15 protein-coding genes are annotated in these 18966 nt (G+C 57.9%); 3 read left to right on the forward strand and 12 right to left on the reverse strand.

All coding sequences use genetic code 11. The features are described 5' to 3' along the window. Position 1: 1 nt before the first annotated feature. The 9 genes from M989_RS19825 to M989_RS19865 all read right to left on the reverse strand — a co-directional run bounded on the left by M989_RS19825 (position 2) and on the right by M989_RS19865 (position 10742). Positions 2-1045, reverse strand: a complete 1044-nt coding sequence (locus M989_RS19825; protein WP_064548158.1) for a PTS transporter subunit EIIC — start codon at positions 1043-1045, stop codon at positions 2-4. Between the two features lie 89 nt (positions 1046-1134). Further along, positions 1135-1398: a PTS transporter subunit EIIB gene (locus M989_RS26090; RefSeq protein ID WP_064548159.1), complete on the reverse strand. Its 264-nt coding sequence runs from the start codon at positions 1396-1398 to the stop codon at positions 1135-1137. Between the two features lie 428 nt (positions 1399-1826). Next, positions 1827-3383, reverse strand: coding sequence for a DUF1593 domain-containing protein (locus tag M989_RS19835; protein ID WP_083965181.1), 1557 nt, complete (start codon positions 3381-3383; stop codon positions 1827-1829). Positions 3384-3492: 109 nt separating this feature from the next. Continuing rightward, on the reverse strand, positions 3493-4581 hold the full coding sequence (locus M989_RS19840) for an ABC transporter permease (RefSeq protein ID WP_064548161.1): 1089 nt from the start codon (positions 4579-4581) through the stop codon (positions 3493-3495). A gap of 1 nt (position 4582) precedes the next feature. Then, a complete protein-coding gene (locus M989_RS19845; RefSeq protein ID WP_209438775.1) occupies positions 4583-6109 on the reverse strand; it encodes a sugar ABC transporter ATP-binding protein in 1527 nt (508 codons plus the stop codon). Then, the gene (locus M989_RS19850; protein ID WP_064548164.1) at positions 6109-6717 is read right to left on the reverse strand and encodes a DUF2291 family protein; all 609 of its coding nucleotides are present in this window, start codon (positions 6715-6717) and stop codon (positions 6109-6111) included. The genes M989_RS19845 and M989_RS19850 overlap by 1 nt, the downstream gene beginning before the upstream one ends. Before the next feature lie 11 nt (positions 6718-6728). Next, the gene (locus M989_RS19855) at positions 6729-7670 is read right to left on the reverse strand and encodes a D-ribose ABC transporter substrate-binding protein (protein WP_064548166.1); all 942 of its coding nucleotides are present in this window, start codon (positions 7668-7670) and stop codon (positions 6729-6731) included. Positions 7671-7787: 117 nt separating this feature from the next. After that, positions 7788-8435 (reverse strand): enterobactin synthase subunit EntD, encoded by a 648-nt coding sequence (gene entD / locus M989_RS19860; RefSeq protein ID WP_064548168.1) that lies wholly within the window; start codon positions 8433-8435, stop codon positions 7788-7790. 48 nt (positions 8436-8483) lie between these two features. Next, a complete protein-coding gene (locus M989_RS19865; RefSeq protein ID WP_064548169.1) occupies positions 8484-10742 on the reverse strand; it encodes a TonB-dependent siderophore receptor in 2259 nt (752 codons plus the stop codon). A gap of 195 nt (positions 10743-10937) precedes the next feature. On the opposite strand from M989_RS19865, the gene fes reads away from it, so the two are divergent. Genes fes through entF form a run of 3 tightly spaced genes read left to right on the forward strand, consistent with a single transcriptional unit; the run spans position 10938 to position 16237 of the window. Continuing rightward, a complete protein-coding gene (gene fes / locus M989_RS19870; RefSeq protein ID WP_064548185.1) occupies positions 10938-12143 on the forward strand; it encodes an enterochelin esterase in 1206 nt (401 codons plus the stop codon). Between the two features lie 15 nt (positions 12144-12158). Then, positions 12159-12377 carry an MbtH family protein gene (locus M989_RS19875; RefSeq protein WP_064548172.1) on the forward strand — a complete coding sequence of 73 codons (219 nt, stop codon included), beginning with the start codon at positions 12159-12161 and terminating at the stop codon, positions 12375-12377. Next, complete coding sequence (gene entF / locus M989_RS19880) at positions 12374-16237, forward strand: enterobactin non-ribosomal peptide synthetase EntF (protein WP_064548174.1); 3864 nt, start codon at positions 12374-12376, stop codon at positions 16235-16237. Before M989_RS19875 ends, entF begins: the two co-directional genes overlap by 4 nt. Positions 16238-16368: 131 nt before the next feature. Here the strand turns inward: entF and fepC are convergent, their stop codons facing one another. The 3 genes from fepC to fepD form a co-directional block, all read right to left on the reverse strand. Then, the gene (fepC, locus tag M989_RS19885; RefSeq protein ID WP_064548175.1) at positions 16369-17163 is read right to left on the reverse strand and encodes an iron-enterobactin ABC transporter ATP-binding protein; all 795 of its coding nucleotides are present in this window, start codon (positions 17161-17163) and stop codon (positions 16369-16371) included. After that, positions 17160-18152, reverse strand: a complete 993-nt coding sequence (fepG, locus tag M989_RS19890) for an iron-enterobactin ABC transporter permease (RefSeq protein ID WP_064548177.1) — start codon at positions 18150-18152, stop codon at positions 17160-17162. The genes fepC and fepG overlap by 4 nt, the downstream gene beginning before the upstream one ends. Continuing rightward, the coding region (gene fepD, locus M989_RS19895; RefSeq protein ID WP_064548179.1) for a Fe(3+)-siderophore ABC transporter permease at positions 18149-18966 on the reverse strand (818 nt) is incomplete at its 5' end. The genes fepD and fepG, both read right to left, overlap by 4 nt.

Below are 18966 nucleotides of genomic sequence, written 5' to 3' on the forward strand. Positions count from 1 at the left end.
ATTAGTTTCGCTTTAAAACAGCATCTTTTTCTGCTGTAAGCTGATATCCCATGGTCCAGGTAAGAATTAAGGCGATGAAGAACGCAACGACGAGTGACATACAGAAACCGTAAAAAGAGGCGCCTAAACCAGCGGGGTCGATGAATAACGGGACGCCGAATATTCCGCCCTGAGCAAAACCGCCGAACATTTTAGCGCTGAAATAACCGGCTATCGCTCCGCCGAAAGCCGAGCCTATTGATGCCATGATAAAGGGTTTACGTAGTGGCAAGTTAACGCCGTAAATTGCAGGTTCTGTTATCCCCAGGAATCCAGATAGTGTTGCGGTATAAGAGACTGTTCTCAGTTTTTCTTCTTTAGCTCTCAGAGCAACGGCGAGTGCAGCTCCGGTTTGTGCAAAAACAGTGCAATAGAGCATGGCATTAATAGGATCATAGCCATAGACCGAAATGTTGTTGATAAAAATAGGGATAAATGCCCAGTGCAGACCGAAAATAACGGCTACCTGCCAGATACCGGCAAGAATAAAACCTGTAACGACCGGGCTCAGATGATAGAGCGCGAGAGAAATGTCGGCGAGCCCTTTACTGGCATAAATCGATGCAGGACCAATAACCAGGAACGTTGCTGGAATAATGACGACAAAAAGGATGAGTGGAACGAAGATAAGCTGAATCGCGATAGGCAAAACTTTCTTTAAAAATTGCTCTGCAATTGCTGTCACTTTGGCTGCAATAATAATTGGAATGACTGATTGAGCGTAGCTCATCAGTATAACTGGGATGCCGAGGAAGGTGAGTGCTGTACCTTCTTTATAGAACTCTACCATTGTTGGGTGAATAAGTGCCGCACCTACAGTCGCAGTAATATAAGGATTCGTGTTGAACGCTTTCCCTGCAGAAAAACCGAGAATAACTGGCAGGAAATAGAAGAATGCATCTGCTACAACCGACAGAATTTGCCAGGTGCTGCTCTTATCGCTGACAACATTGAGCACGACTGCAGCAGTAAGAAAACCTTTAAGAATACCCGTAGCGGCGATCAAGCCAATCAGTGGAATAAAAATACCAGAGATTGTTTTGATCAGTCGTTCCAGTACATTACCAGCTGGTAATTCCTCTCGCGGTGAACTCTCTATTTCCTCGGTCGATGCCTGTCCCAGTTTTTTTGCAGCACATTAAAGAGGTTACCAACTTCATCACCGATGACCAGCTGGGTCTGACCGCCGCTTACAATGACGGTCAGTACGCCATCAATTTTTTTTAACTGCTCAATGTCGGCCTGGCCGGTATCCTGGAGGGTGAAGCGAAGTCGGGTAGCGCAGTGGATCAGTTTTGTAACATTGCGGGTACCGCCAATGTTCCTGATGATGTTATCCGATACTTGCTGGTAGTTCATTTACAACCTCTCTGAGTCTATGAGAGTGGAAGATGGATTTTGATGGTTTGAATATATATTCAGTATTGATTATTTATTCTTATAGGGTAAGCAAGTTACATGTGCAGCGCTATCTGTAAAACCAGCAAGTTTGATGGCAATCACAAAATCTGTCGGGAGGAGGAGCAAGAAAAACCACTCTATGGCTGATGTTCTGATAGGGGTTTTGAGCATTAACGGCAATGGCAAAGCTTAAGTGAGGTATGTCGTCAAAATTAGGTTCTTTGAACGCGGCGTTGGCCGCGGGTAAAGTGTGCTGCGAATGACATGTCTGACGGCGCCTCGCTTATCAGGCCTGCGTGATATCGCAAAACCTGTAGGCCGGGTAAGGCGTAGCCGCCACCCGGCATCACGGCTGATAGTCAGAGATCTGACCCTCACCGCGCGTTTTACTCGACCGTGATAATCACGCGCTGATAACGAGTTAACACCGGTTTTCCGTTGTCGCGAACGGTCACTACCATGTGGAGTGTGTCGCCGGTTTTAGCATCCTGCGGTACAACGAACGACATGTTGGGCGTGTCTGCACGCTGAAGGGCAATGGTATTGATTTTCTCTGTCTTATCCGGCGTTCGGGTGATATCCAACTGCATGCCCAGTGAATTATCGACAACCGGTTGCGTTGTCGGTTCGCTGTCCTGAAAAGTATCGGCTTCGAAATAGCGCCACCAGTGATAGCTGAGGGCATTGCCGTCCGGGTCGCTGGCCAGCGCCGTCAGGTTGACGGTTTCACCCGGACGGGCTCGAATATTCAGCCCCTCTTTGACCGACACCTTCGGTGGATGGTTAACCGCCGTATCGTCACGGGTCGTGGACCAGTTAACTCTGGCGGCGAAGTCATTTTGTATATCATCAAACCAGCGGCTCAGGCTGTACTGCGCTTCATATCGCTGGGTATAGATGTTGTAGTCCAGCACGTTATTGATATCACGATTGTTCTGAGCGGGGCCAAATCGCCCGCCCCAACCGCCATAGGCCGGGTTTTCGCGGCTGCGAAGGCCGTTGTCGATGAGATATAAAAAGGAAGGGGAGTCGCCCTCGGAAATAAAATCATATTTCTGATACTGCGGATTTTTGCGCAGGTAATCATCGGTGCCGCGCTGTTCGTCATACAGCTCACCGTCAATCATTTTGCCATCGCCCATTAAGGCGTAGTTGGCCATCAGCGGCCCTTTATTATCGACCAGATGGTGATAGCTCCAGTCTCCCTTCAGGCGGCTATTCAGTTCGTCGCTGTGGTATTTCCATGCATAGGCAAAATGCCAAAAATTGCTGCGGTCGTTAATGGTTTTTAAATTCGGCCAATGCGTTGCGATGTAGTCGTTATAGCTGTTGTCCTGGTCGAGAATAATATACAGCACCAGCTTGTGATTAATTTTTTGCTGGATAGCGGGCCATTCGGCGCTGTTCTTATAACGATCCTCAATGGATTTTAATGCACGGGCGGTGGTGTTGGTTCCGCCCCAGGTCTGTACGTACAGCGTGCGGCTATCGTTATCGAGGAACAGCTTTTCGAGAAAGCGAGAACCGTCGGTCTCCTGCGCCATATCGCCCTTATTACTGATATTGCCGATTTTGGTAATGGAACGCAGGTATTCAGGCGTGGGGTAACGCGGGTCGTGTGCTTTCAGGTTGTCATAGACCTTGCCGTAATCTGCAATATAGTTGTAGACCCACTGGGTTCCGGTCCAGCGGTAGGGCTTGATCCCTTTTTCCGCGTCGCCAGCGTAGTGATAAACCGAACTGGTCAGCACGATACCGGCAATATCCATATCGTTGGCGTATAAAAACGCGCGAATTAATGAGTTCATATCATCGACTTCACCATCGGTGGTAATCACCGTACGGGCGCGTGAGTCGCTGGTGTCTGTGGTGGTTGCCGCGCAGGCATGGCCGAGTAGCAGGGCGCTGGCGAGGGAGATAACAATAGGGGAGTATTTCAACACATGATTTTCCTTAATATAAAAAATCCGCCGCCAGACAGCGTAACGCACTGACGGCGGCGAAAAAAAGACCGGCCCGACAAATTCCGCGGGGCTTGATAAATTGTGGTGACTATTTGTTTTCCATCACCGCCTTCTGCGCCACCACCGCGGCCTTCTGCTGCATGCGGTTTTGCATCTGGTCGATAATCACCGCCACGATGATCACGATGCCTTTAATGACCATCTGCCAGAACTCGCTGACGCCCATCATCACCAGCCCGTCGGCAAGAAAACCGATCACAAACGCGCCGATAAGCGTACCGAGAATGGTGCCGCGTCCGCCAGCGAGCGAGGTGCCGCCGAGCACCACGGCGGCAATGGCGTTCATTTCAAAGGCGGTGCCGTTGGCCGGGTGGCTTGCCAGCAACTGGGCGGAGACCACAATCCCGGCAATGGCCGCGCAGAAACCGGAGAGGGTATAGACCAGCACTTTTACCTGCTTGACCTTCACGCCGGAGAGTTCCGCCGCGCGCTCGTTATCGCCAATGGCGTAAACGTGGCGACCAAAAGGCAGGCGACGGGCGATATAGGCGATGATCAGCGCCAGCACAATCATCAGCCAGATAGCCCACGGAATACCGAACAGCGAACCGGCGCCAATCTCGTCAAACCCGGTATTGCCCAACTGTGGATTGCCGGAAAGACCCGGGAAGGTTTGCCCATCCGAGGTGAGCATCGCCGCGCCGCGCAGCACGTACATGGTGCCGAGGGTGCAGATAAACGGCGCGACGTTATAGCGGGTGATAATCCAGCCGTTCACCGCGCCGATGAGCGCGCCAATCACCAGCACAATCGGCACAATCAGCCAGACGCTGGGGAAGATAGCGATGCCGAACATCGGCAGTACGATACCTTTGGTAATTAGCCACCCGGCGATCATTCCGCACAGCCCGAGGGTGGCGCCGATGGAGAGGTCGATACCGGCGGTGATGATCACAAACGTGATGCCCAGCGCCAGGAACGCGTTGATGGCGATATGTTTAATCATGATCACCATACTGCCCGCCGACAAAAAGCCCGGTACGGTGATGGTGAAAAAGCCGACGATCAGGAACAGCGCGATAAAGGTACGCAGCTTCAGCAGAAGCAGCAGAATGTTTTCACGGGACAGCGAAGCCCCGCCGCGCGGCGTTAACGCGACAGATTGAGTCGTTTTCATCTTAAAACCCCTGAGCACTTGCTGAAACCAGCGCCGATTCCTCAGCCCGTTCGCGCGCGATGTCTGCCGTCAGCTTGCCGCCAGACATCACCAGGATACGGTCGGAAACCGCCATAATTTCTTTTAAATCGGACGTGGAGAAGACCACGGCGATCCCCTGCTGAGAAAGCTGCACCATCATGCGAAACACGTCGGCCTTCGCTCCGATATCGATGCCGCGCGTCGGTTCGTCGAGGAACAGCACCTTCGGGTTGGTTAACAACGAGCGGCCAATCACCACCTTTTGCTGGTTGCCGCCGCTGAGCGCCTGGATTTCCACCTCCGGCGACGACACCTTAATGGAGAGATTACCAATGGTGCTGGCCACCACCGCGTTTTCCTCACCGTTGGCGATGGTCAGCCCGCGCCGCAGCCGTCGCCAGAGGCTGGCAATCGTCAGGTTATTGGCGACCGACGAGATGGGGAAAATACCGGTCCGTTTACGATCTTCCGGCACCAGGCTCATCCCCATGCGGATGCGTTCGGCGGGCGTTAAGCGCTGCGGCACCGGTTTGCTGTCGAGCCACAGTTTGCCAAGGTAGTTGCGCTCCGTGCCGAGCATGCACTCAAACAGCTCGGTACGGCCCGCGCCCATCAGCCCGTAAATACCGACAATTTCGCCCGCGTGAACCTTAAAGCTCACGTCGTTAACCACCGTGTTCCCGGCGGCGTTAACGCAGGTGATCTTCTCCGCTTCCAGCAGCGGCGGCCCGAAGGTGCGCCCCGGTTCAAGGAAGTTGCTGACCGGATCGCTGCCGAGCATTTCGCGCACGATCCACGGCACGTCGATATCGGCTACCCGGGCCTCTGACTGGAACCTGCCGTCGCGTAGAATGGTGATCATGTCGCCAATTGCCATCAGCTCTTCCAGACGGTGCGAAATATAGATAATCGACACCCCCTGGCGGGTCAGCTCGCGAATCACGCGAAACAGAATTTCCACCTCGGTTTTACTGAGCGCGGAGGTGGGTTCGTCGAGAATCAGGATATCGGCGTTTTCCGCCAGCGCTTTGGCTATCTCTACCAGCTGCTGCTGACCGACCTTCAGATTGCCTACCAGTTCGCGCGGCGAAATGGGCTGATCGAGACGTTGCAGCAGCTCGGCGGCGCGGCGCTCCTGCTCGGCTTCGTTAATCGGCGTAACGCCGTTTTGCAGTTCGCGGCCAAGAAAAATATTCTCCGCCACGTTCAGGTTTTCAAACAGGTTCAGCTCCTGATGCACCATGCCGATACCGTGTGCCGCGGCTTCGCGGGTACTGGAGAAATGGACCGGTTTACCGTTAAGCACCATTTCGCCACGACTTGGCTGCTGCACGCCGGCGAGAATTTTCATCAGCGTCGATTTGCCCGCGCCGTTCTCGCCAATAATCACATTAACCTTGCCGCGCCAGACGTTGTAATCCACGTTATCCAACGCGATGGTGCCGGGGAAGAGCATCGAAATACCGCGGGCGCGCAGGATGATGTCATCAGCAGAATGGTTGCTCATCACGGTGCCTCCTGTTTCAGTTCCAGCGCCGCCGCATCCTGCGCTTTGCCGTTAATTAAGGTGACGGCAAACAGAACCCCGACCGGCTTGCCGACCCAGTTGGCGTCGATCTTCGGCAGCTGTTTTATCGCTTCGCGGTTATAGGCGCGCGAAAGCTGGGCGAACTGGACCTGGTTGGTGAAGTCTTCAAACTTAAAGCCGGTTGCATCACGAATGGCGTTGCCGCGCATTACCGGCCCGACCTGAATGGTCAGCGGCTGGCCGTTCAGGCTGACCGTCAGCTTCTGTTCGCGCTCGTTGCTGACGTCAACGGCGGTCACGTCGCTGGTCAATTGAACAAACACGCTGTCCGGCGTACTGCCGGACGCCTGCCGACGGGCGTCCAGCGCGCCGGCATCCAGCGCATGCTGGTGAGCGGCATCCATGACTCGAGATTTCCAGGTTTGTTGCGCGATCTGCTGTGGCGTCAGGTTGTCGAAACTGGCTTTGGCATTCGGGTCGGCAGGCAGAATAGGCTTGCCGTTTTCGTCCAGATCCACCACCGTGCAGGCCGTCAGCAACAGGGCGGCGCAGCACGCGGCTGCGGCACCCCATTGTTTTAAGAACATAACGTCTCCGGTTACTCGCTGAGGTTGAACATGTTGAGTTTGCTGGCGTTAGCGTCGTCAATCAGGATGCAGTCCATCAGCTGCTTCTCCTCTTTCTGCGCTTTGCCGTTTTTCAGGTAATAGTCCGCCTGCTCGACGGCCATCTGCGCCTGCTTCCAGCCGGGTTGCAGGACAGTGGCTTTAATATTGCCCTTATTGATGATTGAGTCGCGGGTGTAGTCGCTACCGTCGAAGCCGACCACAATCACGTCTTTTTTACCGGCCGCCTTCAGCGCCGCTTCCGCGCCCAGCGCCATGGTGTCGTTACCGGAGATGACGCCGACGATATCCGGGTTGGTTTGCAGAATGGCTTCCATACGGGTGAAGGCTTCGGTCTGGCTCCAGTTGGCGGTTTGCTGCGCCACCATTTTCATGTCGCTGTAATCGTCCAGCACATCGTGGTAGCCCTGCGAGCGGACGCTGGCGTTGGTATCCGACTGACGGCCCAGCAGCTCGACGTACTTGCCTTTGCCGTTGAGCAGTTTGGCGAACTTCTCTGCGCCAAGCTGTGCGCCCTGATAGTTGTTGGAGACAACTTGCGCCACGGCAACGCCGGTTTTATTGATTTCGCGGTCAATCAGAAACGCCGGCACGCCGGCGGCTTTGGCTTTCTCCAGCGGCCCGACGGTGGCATCGGCCCCGGCGTTATCGAGGATAATCGCCTTGGCCTTACGGGCAATGGCGGTTTCGATAAGCTGGTTCTGCTTATTCACATCATCATCATGCGAGGCAATCAGCGTGGTATAGCCCAGCTCTTTGGCTTTTGCCGCCGCGCCGTCGGCTTCGGCTTTGAAGAACGGGTTGTCATGGGAAGGGGTAATAATGGCGATCAGCCCGTTATCGGCGGCAAACAGCGAACCGGATACGGCGATCGTTGAAGCGAGTAGGGCAGACTTCACAAAGTTAGCTTTCATCTTTTTCTCCACATTGAATATATATTCAATAATGATTTATTATTCAATTTAACGATAAAGCTGAGTTGTGGAACTGTCTACGTTTTACGCAGTTAATTTCTTAAAAGGAGAAAAGGATCACGCTTCGTTGAGCGGGAGAGAACTGGTGATGACGTGCGGGCCGTTGATTAACCCATTGATGGAAATCACGCTATTGGCAAGGGCGGGGGCGAAGCGAGCGGTAAAGCTCAGCCGTATTGTGCTGGCATCGAGCGACACAACCTGGGCGCTGTGAAATCCGGGCTGGCCGTTGGTCTGCGCAGAATAGGCTTTAAAGGCGCTCTCTTTGGCCGAGAATGCCAGCGTTAGCGCCAGCGGTAAGGGCAGCGTGCTGTGGCGCAGCACGGCAAGTTCCTCTTCGCTGGCAATGTGGCTCGCCAACTCACTGGCAAGCTGAGGCGAAAAAATGGCTTCAATATCAATGCCGACCGGCGTTCTGGCGACGATGGCGATGGCCGTGTTACCGCAGTGGCTGATGCTGCCGTAAAGGCCGTCAGGCCAGATCGGCTGGCGGTTCTTGCCGATTCCCGGCACCGATTTTTCATCGAATGCGCGTAGCGCGTGCACGGCGGCAATCCGTCCGGCGAGGTGCTCGGTCTGGCGTTTTTTTCCCATGCGGGCAAGCTCGGCGTGATGGGGCAGCCACAGTAAATCACCCGGGGTGAAAGTGTCGGGCGCAAAATCAATACGCTGTATCGTGTGGAGGGTGCTGTGATGGGTGCGCATATGGTTCCTGAAGAACCCTCTCCCGTGTGGGAGAGGGGACCCATTTTATCAGAAGTGGGTGTTGATGCTCATATACCAGGTACGGCCCGGTTCGTTATAGGTGTACGCCCCTGCGCCCGCCATGTAGTCGCCCGTGCGGTTGTTGCTCACGGTTTGCGCGTTGCCTTCACGCCACAGTCGTTTGTCAAAGACGTTATCCACGCCGCCGGTCAGGCTGACATTTTTGGTCACGTCCCAGGTTGCGCTCAGGCCGACGATGCTGTACGGGCTGACTTCATTGGCAGAAGAGCCGCTTACCGGTTCACCCTGGTAATCGTATTTCTTCGGCTGCTGTTTACCGTACCAGGTCAGCGTGGTTTGCAGCGACAGATCCTGACGCACCTGCCAGCTCAGCGTGGAATTGAGGGTATATTCCGGGATAATCGACAGCCGTTCGCCGGTCTCTTTATTCTTGCTCTGCAACATGTAGGTAATGTTGTTGGTCCAGTTCACGGTCTCGCTTACCGGAACATTCAACGTACCTTCCAGGCCTTCAACGACCGCTTTCGGGATGTTTTCCCACTGATAAACGTCGGTTTTGCCGTTATTGATACGGGTCAGAGGAACGGTACCCGCTTCAATTTTGTTTCGATAGTCATTGCGGAACCACGTGATGCCAGCCAGCCAGCCTTCACGCTTGAATTCCAGACCAATCTCTTTATTGATGCTGGTTTCCGCTTTCAGGTCGTCGTTGCCCAGCAGGTAGCAGCCGATGCCGCTGGCGGCACCAGTGGCGTAACAACCCTGGCCTTTACTGTACAGAATGTAGTTTGGGTTAGTCTGATACAGGCTCGGCGCTTTGTAAGCGCGCGCGATACCCATTTTCAGGGTGAAGTCGTCGCCTAATCCTTGAGACAAGTTCAGCGACGGGCTCCAGTTATTGCCGACGATGGTGTGGTGATCGAAACGCAATGCCGGTGTCAGCATGGTGGTATCGGTCACTTCCATATTGTTTTCAGCAAACAGCGAGAAAATCTCCGCCTGGGAATACGGGCTGCGGGCATCGGTGCTATAGCCCGGAATATTACCGCCAAGGAAGGTCTGCGTATTCGAGCTGGAGTCCTTCATACGCTGCTGGTTCCACTCGGTGCCGAGGGTCAGATTCTGATTAACCCACAGATCGAAGGGAATGCTAATTTCACTGTGCAGGGTCACGTCAGCCAGATCGGTATCACTGAACTGGTCGCTATTGAACAGGCCTTCCAGACCGCCTGCCAACCCTTCGCCCAGACGTGAGTTACGGGTATGCTCGTACTGTGCCCAGTTGCTGGTGGTGATACCGTTATCCCAGCCGCCGTTCCAGGTCAGCGCATAGTTCTGGCGGTACATACGGTTGGTTTCTTTACCGTAATATTTTTTCACCAGACCGTCGCCTGCATTATCGTTGTTGGTGTTCTGGGTATCGCCCGCGTAGAGGTTGCCCTGACGGCTATAGCCAGCTTCAAACTCCAACGACTGCATTGGCGCGAAGTCCCAGCGCAGCTGGCCGTTGATATCTTTGTTTTTGACGCCTTCGCGGCCGGCTGGCATGGTGTCAGCGTAGTCGCCAGTACGGGTCGACTGATGCCCATCGTTAATATCCCAGGCATCCGCCTGCGTCTTATCAAGGTTACCGTACAGGCGGAAGCTAAAATCTCCGCCCAGCGGGCCGTTGAGGCTAAAGTTGGTGCGCTTGGTGGAGCCTTCTTCTTTGTGCTCCGGGGCGTTGAAGTAGGTGTTCCAGGAGCCATGCCACTCATCACCACCCTTTTTGGTGATGATATTGACCACGCCGCCCGCTGCGCCGTTACCGTAACGGGCTGCTGCAGGGCCACGCAGGACTTCAATGCGTTCAATCATTTCCGGCGGTACCCAGCCGGTATCGCCACGGGTATCACGCTCGCCGCGCCAGCCCTGACGAACCGAGTTACGGCTGGTAACCGGCTTGCCGTCGATCAGAATCAGGGTGTTTTCCGGGCCCATCCCGCGAATGTCGATCTGGCGGTTGTTGCCGCGCTGGCCGCTGGTGGAGTTACCGGTCAGGTTCACGCCCGGCATGGTGCGGATGATTTCAGAAACATCGCGCGCCGGTGGGCGTTTGCGGATTTCATCGGCGGTGATGGTGGAAACGCCCGGCGCCTGCAGGTTCTGCTCGGCGGCGGTCACCACCATGGTTTCACCGTTGACGTCGGTTTTGCTGCTGTCTGTTTCAGCGGCGAAGGCCGGAGCGGCCATGCCATAGATACCCAAATTGACCAGGAAGGTCAGGGATTTGATTTTATTATTCATTTTGTATCCTGCTTTTCGTCGCCGGGGGCTCGTACAGCTCCGTCCCAAAGGGCAAGCTCCGGCATGGTTATATGCGTAAAGCATGTGAAAGTTGCGCGCCAATACGCTATTGCAAATGCAAATAGTTATCAATAATATTATCAATAAAATTTAGCGTGTAACAATAAATTCCACAATAAACATGGGGTTAACGTGGTGGGGAAGTTAGCGACAGGAAGTGATGCCTGGTGGGCGACGATAAAAGGGCCACAGTATCAATGTGTTAACGGGCAGTGTCGGGTGACGTTCTGGTGGCGCGATCCGGCGGGAAGCGAAGCCACTTCGCCGATTCGGCGGGTATGGATTTACATTACCGGCGTCACCGATCACCACCACAACTCGGCGCCACAAACGCTGCAACGCATTGCCCACACCGATGCGTGGTGCTGGACAACCACGCTGCCGTCGACCTGGCGCGGCAGCTACTGCTTCGCGCCGTCCGCGCGTGAAGATGATTTTCCCCCGGATATTTTCACCGCGGCCGAACCCGATCGCATGCGGCTGCGCGAAGGCTGGCGTAAGCTGTTGCCGCAGGCGATTGCTGACCCGCTGAATCCGCAGAGCTGGAAGGGCGGGCGCGGTCATGCGGTGTCGGCGCTGGAGATGCCGCAGGCGCCGGAGCAACCCGGCTGGTCAACGCCCGCCGCGCGCTGGAACCCGCCGCAGTGCATCACCTGGCACAGCGAACGGCTGGGTAACCAGCGCCGGGCATGGATTTTTTCCACCGGCGATGCAGGCGATGAAGAACGTCCGCTGGCGGTGCTGCTCGACGGCCAGTTCTGGGCGGAAAGCATGCCGGTATGGCCTTCGCTGACCGCGTTAACCGACGAGGGCAAACTGCCTCCGGCGGTGTACCTGCTAATTGATGTCATCGACAACGTCCATCGCAGCGTCGAGCTGCCGTGTAACCCCGACTTCTGGCTGGCGGTACAGCAGGAGCTGTTACCGCAGGTGCAGGCGATTGCGCCATTCAGCGAACGTGCCGACCGCACCGTGGTGGCCGGTCAGAGTTTCGGCGGCCTGTCGGCGCTGTATGCAGCCTTACGCTGGCCGGCGCGATTTGGCTGCGTGCTAAGCCAGTCCGGTTCTTACTGGTGGCCGCACCGTGGAGGACACCAGAGCGGTCTTCTCCTTGAACAGCTTCAACGCGGCGAAGTTCAGCCTCAGGGGTTACGCATCGTGCTCGAAGCCGGTGTTCGTGAACCGCTTATTTTTCGCGCCAATCAGGCGCTTTTTGCCCAATTACAGCACACGCAGCTGCCGATTTTCTGGCGTCAGGTTGACGGCGGACATGATGCGCTTTGCTGGCGCGGCGGCCTGACCGCCGGGCTGATGACCCTGTGGGGCGGCGAGCGCGATTAAAGACAGGAGTTTGGTATGCAAGTCAGTAACCCCTTCGATGTGGCGCAAGGGCAGTTTTACCTTCTGCAAAACCCGCAGCGACAGTTCAGTCTCTGGCCCCAGCAGTGCACGCTACCCGCGGGCTGGACGGTGGTCTGCCAACCTCAGCCGCTTGAGGCGTGCAACGCCTGGTTAAGCGCGCACTGGACCACGCTAACCCCCGACCACTTCACCGCCTCCGGAGGTCGCTCATGAGCCCGCGTTTACCGTTGATTGCCGCTCAGCCGGGTATCTGGATGGCGGAGGCACTCTCGACGCTGCCGAACGCCTGGAGCGTGGCACATTACGTTGAATTACAAGGTGAAATCGATGGCGATCTGCTGGCGCGGGCGATTGCCGCCGGCATGATGCAGGCCGATACGCTGCGCCTGCGCTTTAGCGAAGACAATGGTGAAGTGTGGCAGCGGGTTGACGACAGCCTGGTTATTGCTGAACCGCCGATAGACGATTTACGCGCGTTTGACGATCCGCAGCAGGAGGCGCTGGCGCGGATGCAGGCCGATCTGGCGCAAAACAGCCGCGTCGACAGCGGTAATCCGCTGTTTTGCCACCGCCTTTATCGGGTTGGAGACAGCCGTTGGTTCTGGTATCAGCGCTATCATCATCTGCTGGTCGACGGTTTCAGCTTCCCGGCCATTACCCGTCAGATAAGCCTCATTTACCAGGCCTGGCAGCGCGGCGACGCGCCGCCCGAACCAGCGTTCACACCGTTTGCGGAAGTGGTGGAGGAATATCAGCGCTATCGCGAGAGCGACGCGTACTTGCGCGATAAAACCTTCTGGGCCGAGCAGCGAAAAGCGCTGCCGTCTCCTGCTTCACTCTCACCCGCGCCGCTGCCGGGGCGGGCGCAAAGCAGCGCCATCTGGCGATTAAAGCTGACCGCCGATCGCCGGGCGTTTAGCCGCCTGAGCGCGGCAGCGCCAAATTGTCAGCCTGCCGATCTGGCGCTGGCGTTAACGGCGCTGTGGCTGGGACGCCTGTGCGGGCGCAGTGAATATGCCGCAGGGTTTATTTTTATGCGCCGCCTGGGTTCCGCGGCGTTGACCTCCACCGGTCCGGTGCTGAACGTGCTGCCGCTGGCGGTCATCCTCAACGGCCAGGAGACGCTGGCCGAGCTGGCGACACGCCTCTCAGCACAGCTGAAAAAAATGCGTCGCCACCAGCGCTACGACGCCGAGCAGATTGTCCGTGATGCGGGTAAAGCCGCTGGTGATGAAGCGCTGTTCGGCCCGGTTTTTAACGTCAAAATGTTCGATTATCGTCTGGCTTTCGACGACGTGACGGCCATCACCCATACGCTGGCGACCGGGCCGGTGAACGATCTGGAGCTGGCGCTGTTCCCGGATGAAGAGGGCGGCCTGACGCTGGAAGTCCTGGCGAATCAACAACGTTATGATAAAGCGACGTTGCAGCAACATATCGCGCGTTTAACCGCATTATTGCAGCAGTTTGCTGGTAATCCCGCCTTGACCTGTGCCGATGTCGAGCTGCTTTCCGACGATGAATATCATCGTCTGGCGCAGATTAACGCTACGGGCAAAACGCTGTCGCGTGAAACGTTGAGTTCACTGGTTGTTGCTCAGGCGGCAAAAACGCCGGATGCCGTGGCGCTGGTTGACGCCCATTACCGCTTCACCTACCGCGAAATGCGCCAGCAGGTGGTGGCGCTGGCAAACGTGCTGCGTCAGCGCGGCGTGAAGCCCGGCGACAGTGTGGCCGTGGCGCTACCGCGTTCCGTCTTCCTGACGCTGGCGTTGCACGCCATCGTCGAGGCCGGTGCCGCCTGGCTGCCGCTGGACACCGGTTATCCCGACGACCGCCTGCAGATGATGCTGGAAGACGCGCGGCCATCGCTGCTGATTACCGCCGACGATCAGTTACACCGTTTCCCGAACATCGCCAGCCTGTGCCTGAACGCGCCGCTGGAGACGAGCGATGACCAGCCGTTAGCGCTGGCGACGCCGGAACAGACCGCTTATATCATCTTTACTTCCGGCTCGACCGGCCGCCCGAAAGGGGTCATGGTTGGCCATGAGGCGATCGTTAACCGCCTGCTGTGGATGCAAAACCACTATCCGCTGACCGCTGCTGACGTGGTGGCGCAGAAAACGCCGTGCAGTTTTGACGTCTCGGTGTGGGAATTCTGGTGGCCGTTTATCGCCGGGGCGAGCCTGGTGATGGCCGAGCCGGAGGCGCATCGTGACCCGCTGGCGATGCAGCGTTTCTTTGCGCAATATGGCGTCACCACTACCCACTTTGTGCCGTCGATGTTGGCGGCGTTTGTCGCCTCGCTGACGCCGGAAACGGCAGCCACCTGTCGCTCGCTACAGCGGGTATTCTGCAGCGGTGAAGCGCTGCCGACCTCGCTGTGCCGGGAATGGGAAGTGCTCACTCACGTGCCGCTGCATAACCTTTATGGGCCGACGGAAGCTGCGGTGGACGTGAGCTGGTACCCTGCCTATGGTGAAGCGCTCGCGGCGGTAACCGACAACAGCGTGCCGATTGGTTTCCCGGTGTGGAATACCGGGCTGCGCATCCTCGATGCCATGATGCGTCCGGTACCGTTTGGCGTTGCGGGCGATCTCTATCTCACCGGCATTCAGCTAGCGCAGGGCTATCTGGGGCGTCCCGACCTGACCGCGAGTCGCTTTATCGCTGACCCGTTTGCCCCTGGCGAGCGAATGTATCGCACCGGGGACGTGGCGCGTTGGCTGGATAACGGTGCGGTGGAGTATTTAGGCCGCAGCGACGATCAGCTGAAAATTCGCGGCCAGCGCATTGAGCTGGGAGAAATCGATCGGGTGATGCAGACGCTAGAAGACGTGGAGCAAGCGGTCACTCACGCCTGCGTCATTAACCAGGCCGCTGCTACCGGCGGCGATGCGCGTCAACTGGTAGGCTATGTGGTCTCGACTTCTGGCCTGCCGCTGGATACCGATGCGCTGCTGGCACAACTGCGCGATCGTCTGCCGCCGCATATGGTGCCGGTGGTGTTGCTGCAGCTTAGCGCGCTGCCGTTGAGCGCCAACGGTAAACTGGATCGCAAGGCGCTGCCGCTGCCGTCTCTGACGCAGAAAAACGCCGGGCGTGCGCCGCAGTCGGCGACAGAGACGCAGGTGGCCGAGGCGTTCAGCCAGCTGTTGGGCTGCGAAATTCTGGATATCGACGCCGATTTCTTCGCCCTCGGCGGACACTCGCTGTTGGCGATGCGCCTGGCGGCAATGCTTAGCCAGCGTACCGGACGTCAGGTGACGCCGGGGCAGGTGATGGTCTCCTCGACGGTGGGCAAACTGAGCGCGTTGCTGGAGAGCGATGATGAGGAGCAGGCTCTGCGTCTGGGCCATGAGCCGCTGCTGCCACTGCGCACTGGCGACGGGCCGACACTGTACTGCTTCCATCCCGCCTCGGGCTTCGCCTGGCAGTTCAGCGTGCTGTCGCGCTATCTGTCGCCGCGCTGGTCAATCACCGGCATTCAGTCGCCGCGCCCGGAAGGGCCAATGCAAACGGCGCAGACGCTGGACGAAGTCTGCGAGCAGCATCTGGCCACGCTTTTGGCGCAGCAGCCACACGGGCCGTACTATTTGCTGGGCTATTCCCTCGGCGGCACGCTGGCGCAGGGCATCGCCGCCCGGTTACGCCAGCGTGGAGAAACGGTAGCGTTCCTCGGCCTGCTGGATACCTGGCCGCCGGAGACACAAAACTGGGCGGAAAAAGAGGCTAACGGCCTCGACCCGGCAGTGTTAGCGGAGATAAACCGCGAACGTGAAGCGTTCCTCGCCGCGCAGCAGGGACAAGGGTCCAGCGCGCTGTTCAGCGCGATTGAAGGCAACTATGCCGATGCGGTACGGCTGCTGACCACCGCGCACAGCGCCACGTTCGACGGTAAAGCGACGCTGTTCGTGGCAGAGAAAACCCGCCAGGCGGACCCGCAGACAGCGTGGGGGCCGTGGGTGGGCGAACTGGAGGTTTATCGCCAGGACTGCCCGCACGTAGATATCATCACGCCCGCGGCGTTTGAGACGATAGGACCGGTGATTCAGGAGATATTGGGGTAGGAAAACAGCGGTTGATTATCCTGTAGGCCGGATAAGGCGTAGCCGCCATCCGGCACCATGCGCCGGTCAGCCGGATGGCGCTTTGCTTATCCGGCCTACACGGTTATACAGGATGGGCAGCCCGGTAATAATCATCGCCGTCCCAGCGGCACCACCAGCGGCGTATGGGCCACCGGATCGTCGATGATCATGCAGCGCAGCCCGTACACCGCTTCAATCAATTCCGCCGTCACAATTTCTTGCGGCGCGCCTTCGGCGACAATTTTTCCCTCGCGCAGCGCAATCAGGTGCGTGGCGTAGCGGCAGGCCTGGTTTAAATCATGCAACACGGCAGCGAGCGTAAAACCGCGCTCGCGGTTTAGCTCGCTTAACAGTTCCAGCAGATCGATCTGATGGCTGATATCCAGCCAGGTTGTCGGTTCGTCGAGGAGCATGATCGCGGTATCCTGCGCCAGCACCATCGCAATCCACGCACGCTGACGCTGGCCGCCGGAGAGGGTGTCCACGCTCTGATTTGCCAGTTCAACGATCCCGGTCGCCTGCATCGCGCGCTGTACGGCATCCTCATCTTCCTGCCGCCAGCGGGTAAATAGCGGCTGGTGCGGATAGCGCCCACGCGCCACCAGTTCCTGTACTGAAATATCGCTGGGCGTGGTGGCGTTTTGCGCCAGCAGACCAATACGTCGCGCCACCTCTTTACTGGCATAGCGCTGGATCTCTTCGCCGTCGAGATAGACGTGACCGTGAGTCGGCGTCATCAGGCGGCTGAGCGTACGCAGCAGCGTCGATTTACCGCAGCCGTTAGGGCCGATAATGGCGGTAAAATGACCGTCCGGAATGGTGACGTTCAGCGACTCGGCGATAGTCTTTTTGCCGTAGGAGAGGGTTAACGCCTCGCCGCGCAAGCGGGCGACGGTATCGGTCATTTTTTACGAGACTCCTGAATAAGCAGCACGATGAGATAGATACCGCCAAGACTGACGGTCACCACCCCCACCTGAAGCTGGTAAGGCAAGAACAACTGCTGCGCGCAGAAATCGGCGGCGGTGAGCAGCAGCGCCCCGCAGAGTGCGGCCTGGGTCAGCCCCCAGCGTACGGTGCCGCTCAAGCGGCGGGCGATATGTGGGGCGACCAGCGCAATAAAGGAAATCGGCCCGGCCAGCGCGGTGGCGGCGGCGGTGAGCACCACGGCAACCAGCATCAGCAGCAGACGAGAATATTCGACACGCACCCCCAACGCGCAGGCGCTGTCATCGCCCATCTCCAGCAGACGCAGGCGGCGCACCAGCAGCGCCGAACAGGCCAGCGCGACGATCATCAGCGGTGCGGCGGGCCAGATTTTGGCCCAGGTCAGGCCGTTGAGCGACCCGGCAAACCATAGCCCGGCAGAGACGGCGGTTTCCAGCGAGGCGCGCAGCAGCAGCCAGGTGTTGAAGGCCATCAGCATCGCGCGGATGCCGATGCCGATAATAATCAGGCGGAAGGTTTCGATACCATTGCGCCACGCCAGCGCCCACACCAGCAGTGAGGTGGCAATGCCGCCCGCCATCGCGGCGAGGGTAATAGTAGTCAGGTTTTGGCCGAAGAAGACCAGCGCCACCAGCACGCCGCTCCATGCCCCGGTGTTAAAGCCCATCACGTCCGGGCTACCCAGCGGGTTGCGCATCAACGACTGAAAAATCGCGCCGCTGACGCCCAGCGCGGCGCCAATCAACAGCGCCATCAGCACGCGCGGCAGACGCCATTCCGTCACCACCATGGTGACGGCACGCGGCGCGTCGCCGAACAGCGCGCTGAAGACCTGGGAAAATTCCAGCGTCACCGCGCCGCTGCGTAGGCTCAGAAGCGTTAACAGTAAACAGCCAATAACCAACAGCAGGCAGCTGGCGAGCAGACGACGGGAAGGGGCGTTCATCGGCCACCTCCGGAGGATTTACGGCGGACGAGGAAAATCAGCACCGGCGCGCCGATAAAGGCGCTGACCACCGAGACGCGCAGTTCGCCGGGAACCAGCAGGCGGCCCGCAATATCGGCGAACAGCAGCAGCGAAGGGGTCGCCAGCAGGGTAACCGGCAGCGACCAGCGGTGATCCGAACCCACCAGCCAGCGGGCGATGTGCGGCATCATCAGGCCGATAAAGGCGATAGGGCCGACCACCGAGGTCGCGCTGGCGCACAGGATGGTAATCACCAGCAGCCCCAGAATTTGTGTGCGCGCCACTTTACTGCCGAGCGCGGTGGCGGTATCGGTGCCAAGGCTCAAACTGTTGAGCGAGCGGCTCATCATCAGCGCCACCGCGCCAGCAATCAGCACCGGAATCAGCACCGTTTTGAGCGTTTGCAGCGTACGGATATCCAGTGAACCGGCCTGCCAGAAGCGCAGCTGATCGTAGACGTCCTGATTGAGCAGGGCGATACCGCTGGAGAACCCTTCCAGCACGGCAGCCAGCGCAACGCCCGCCAGCGTTAAGCGCACCGGGCTGAGCTGGCCGCCGCCCTGGCTGCCGGTGAACGCCACGATCAGTGACGCCAGCAGCGCGCCGCAAAAGGCCATCACCAGCTGTTCCTGTGGCGAGGTAATTCCCAATAGCGCCGCGCCCAGCACGATGGCAAAGCTGGCGCCGGCGTTAACGCCAAGAATTCCCGGATCGGCAAGCGGGTTACGGGTGAGGGTTTGCATGAGCGCGCCGGCAAGGCCCAGCGCGCCACCGGCCAGCAGGCCGGCGAGGG

Origin of the sequence: Kluyvera georgiana ATCC 51603, assembly GCF_001654985.1 — a bacterium.
Lineage (GTDB): Bacteria > Pseudomonadota > Gammaproteobacteria > Enterobacterales > Enterobacteriaceae > Kluyvera > Kluyvera georgiana.

Coding starts and splice junctions, on each gene's coding strand:
- fepC (WP_064548175.1), bottom strand. CDS start 17,163: ATGACCGATACCGTCGCCCGCTTGCGCGGCGAGGCGTTAACCCTCTCC.
- M989_RS26090 (WP_064548159.1), bottom strand. CDS start 1,398: ATGAACTACCAGCAAGTATCGGATAACATCATCAGGAACATTGGCGGT.
- M989_RS19840 (WP_064548161.1), bottom strand. CDS start 4,581: ATGAAAACGACTCAATCTGTCGCGTTAACGCCGCGCGGCGGGGCTTCG.
- entD (WP_064548168.1), bottom strand. CDS start 8,435: ATGCGCACCCATCACAGCACCCTCCACACGATACAGCGTATTGATTTT.
- M989_RS19845 (WP_209438775.1), bottom strand. CDS start 6,109: ATGAGCAACCATTCTGCTGATGACATCATCCTGCGCGCCCGCGGTATT.
- M989_RS19855 (WP_064548166.1), bottom strand. CDS start 7,670: ATGAAAGCTAACTTTGTGAAGTCTGCCCTACTCGCTTCAACGATCGCC.
- M989_RS19865 (WP_064548169.1), bottom strand. CDS start 10,742: ATGAATAATAAAATCAAATCCCTGACCTTCCTGGTCAATTTGGGTATC.
- M989_RS19850 (WP_064548164.1), bottom strand. CDS start 6,717: ATGTTCTTAAAACAATGGGGTGCCGCAGCCGCGTGCTGCGCCGCCCTG.
- fepG (WP_064548177.1), bottom strand. CDS start 18,152: ATGAACGCCCCTTCCCGTCGTCTGCTCGCCAGCTGCCTGCTGTTGGTT.
- M989_RS19875 (WP_064548172.1), top strand. CDS start 12,159: ATGCAAGTCAGTAACCCCTTCGATGTGGCGCAAGGGCAGTTTTACCTT.
- entF (WP_064548174.1), top strand. CDS start 12,374: ATGAGCCCGCGTTTACCGTTGATTGCCGCTCAGCCGGGTATCTGGATG.